This window comes from Alkalibacterium sp. s-m-28, from assembly GCF_054658175.1.
The window spans coordinates 1-2,751 of sequence record NZ_BAAGIQ010000159.1 but is presented as its reverse complement, the minus strand read 5'-3'; the positions used below and the strand labels follow the sequence as shown (position 1 = coordinate 2,751).

2 protein-coding genes are annotated in these 2,751 nt (G+C 37.4%); both read left to right on the top strand.

What is annotated here, in order from left to right; all coding sequences use genetic code 11:
* The first annotated feature begins 309 nt into the window (after nt 1–309).
* On the top strand, nt 310–1,857 hold the full coding sequence (gene istA / locus ACYQ4S_RS11510; RefSeq protein ID WP_459771263.1) for an IS21 family transposase: 1,548 nt from the start codon (nt 310–312) through the stop codon (nt 1,855–1,857).
* The gene (gene istB, locus ACYQ4S_RS11505) at nt 1,857–2,606 is read left to right on the top strand and encodes an IS21-like element helper ATPase IstB (RefSeq protein WP_459771261.1); all 750 of its coding nucleotides are present in this window, start codon (nt 1,857–1,859) and stop codon (nt 2,604–2,606) included. Before istA ends, istB begins: the two co-directional genes overlap by 1 nt.
* Nucleotides 2,607–2,751: the final 145 nt, after the last annotated feature.

Sequence of the window (2,751 nt, the reverse complement as noted above, 5' to 3'; positions counted from 1 at the left end):
TAAATGTATCTCTATTATAACATATTACTACATAGTACTACAATATAAGTCTATCAAATTTGACAAAAAAATAAAGCCATAACAGGCTTTGTGTCACTTTTTATTGATTCCAGCTGTTAAACTCCCGAGCTTCAATTTACTTCAAATTTACACAAAAACATATTGTGCTTAGGCGCTTCCTATGGTGTAATAGAAGCAACGTGATAAATAAGATTCTGCACTTTTTATCTTAAAATGAGTCGATTCAGTTATACTATTAAAGTTATGAGTATAGATTGGATCGGAGGATGAAAGGTGAATAAATCAAAGATGACTTTATATCATGAGATACATAAGTTAAATCGTCTAGGATTTAATATAAGTCAAATCAAGAGAAAAGTTGGTGTTGATAGAGATACAATCAGGAAATATCTAAGTATGGATTATGAAGAGATGTCCGAGTGGACATCTGCTCTGCAGAACAGACAGAAGAAGCTTGGCAGTCATGAAGAAGTCATTGTCGACTGGTTAAAAGAACATCCAGATTTATCCGCAGCCCAAATTGAAGACTGGTTATTGGAAGAATACCCCAACCTAATAGTGGGATCGAGTACAATTCGACTATTCGTTAAGGAATTAAGAGATCGTTATGCGATTCCCAAAGTGAAACAAACGAGGCAGTATGAGGCTATTCCCGAAGTTGATATGGGTGAACAGATTCAAGTTGACTGGGGCGAGTGCTGGCAGAAAACAGTCGAAAAGGAAAAGATAAAACTCTACTGTATCTGTTTCGTTTTAGGACATAGCCGCTATAAATATGTGGAATGGTTAGATAGACCTTTTACAACTGAAGATACGATACGTTGTCATGAACAAGCTTTTCGCTACTTCGGTGGCATGACACATGAAATTATGTATGACCAAGATAACCTGATTGCCGTAAACGAGAATGCTGGAGACCTGATATTAACGAGTGAATTTGAAGCGTATCAACAAGCAAGAGGTTTTCAAGTTTACCTGTGCCGCGCAGCTGATCCCGAGACCAAAGGCAAGATTGAGCGTGTCGTTGGCTATGTAAAAGGTAATTTTGCCAAGAATAGAATCTATAGTGATTTAGATGACTGGAATCAAAAATGCCGGAATTGGTTAGAACGAACCGGTAATCATAAAGTTCATGGTACAACAAAAAAGAGACCAGATTCAGTGTTCCTTCAGGAAAAAGCACACTTGAAACCAGTCTCATCTTTTAGAAATATGGATAATCCATTTGATGCAAGTATAGCAGTTAAGATAGGAAAAGACAATACAATACGCTATAAAGGAAATCGTTATTCTGTTCCCAGGGGAACCTACCAACCTGTCGGAAATAACGAGGTCTTACTCAAAGTCAGCGATAAGGAACTTATTATATTAAGTGAAGTTAATGGTGAAGAAATAACGCGACATACCATCTCGTTTGAAAAAGGAAAATTAATAAAGAAAACGAATCATGGTCGAGATCGCTCAAAATCAATACAAAAGTATAAAGAAGCCATGATTGCTTTATTTGAAAGCGAATCGAGTGCCGTTCTATTTATCGATAAAGTTATTGAAACACATAAAAGATATGCCCGTGACCAGTTTATTGTTTTAGAGAAAGCCGTAAAGGCCTTCCCTCAAGAACGTGAAGCTGCATTACAAAAGTGTATAGATGAACGGTTATGGAGTGCCAATGAATTTAGAGATGTCGCCAAATTCTTAGCAAAACATTCTCAAATCTCATTATCAGAGGAAAGTCCAAAACCAAATAGCGTTACGTCAAAGCCGTCGGCTTCTTCCATCACCGTTCCTACACGTTCGCTTAGTGATTATACGAAACTGATTGGGGGTGAACGCTAATGAGCTCAGGACTTGAAAATCTTCAACAAGCGCTTAAGCAACTTCGCTTATCAGAAGTTGCGGTTGAACTGCCTCTTCTTATGCGAGAAGCAGAGCAACAATCTTGGACGTATCATGAACTCATAAATCATCTTCTCACCTTTGAAATAAATAAACGTGATGAGAAAAATAAAATGAAACGATTAAAGTGGGCTAAATTCCCATACCAAAAATCCCTTGAAGACTACGATATGAAAGAACAAAAAAGCCTTACTGCACGTCAAATGAAACAACTAAAAGACATGCATTGGCTCGAGCAGCAATATAATCTTGTGTTGCTTGGCCCTCCTGGTGTCGGAAAGACACATCTTGCCATAGGTATGGGACTTGAAGCTATTGACCAAGGGTACCAGGTTATGTTTCTCCCAATGGGAGAACTTATGTCCATACTGAAAACAAGTGAGTATACGAGGAAGTCACAGATAACATTAAATAGAATCAAGCAGTCTGATTTAGTTATCATTGATGATTTAATGTATATCGCAATGGATCAGCGTGAGGCTAATCAATTCTTCCATCTCATTAACCATTTGTATGAACGTAGTTCGATTATTCTAACTTCGAATAAGAGCCCAGATCAATGGGGAGAGCTTCTTGGAGATGAAGGGATAGCAACCGCAATTCTGGACCGCCTGCTTCATCGTGTAGAGGTTTTACAGATGAATGATGAAAGCTATAGGATGAAGAACCGTGAAAGTGTATTTCAGTAAATAAGTGCAGAAACTTATTTGAACCAATTTCATAACTAACTTTTTAAAAAAGGAAACACTCGTCTAATTTCAAAATGACTATTTTTTAAAAATTACACGGCTATTTCTTTTCTGTTCTTTCTCTCAGCTAACCGTTGGTTTGCAT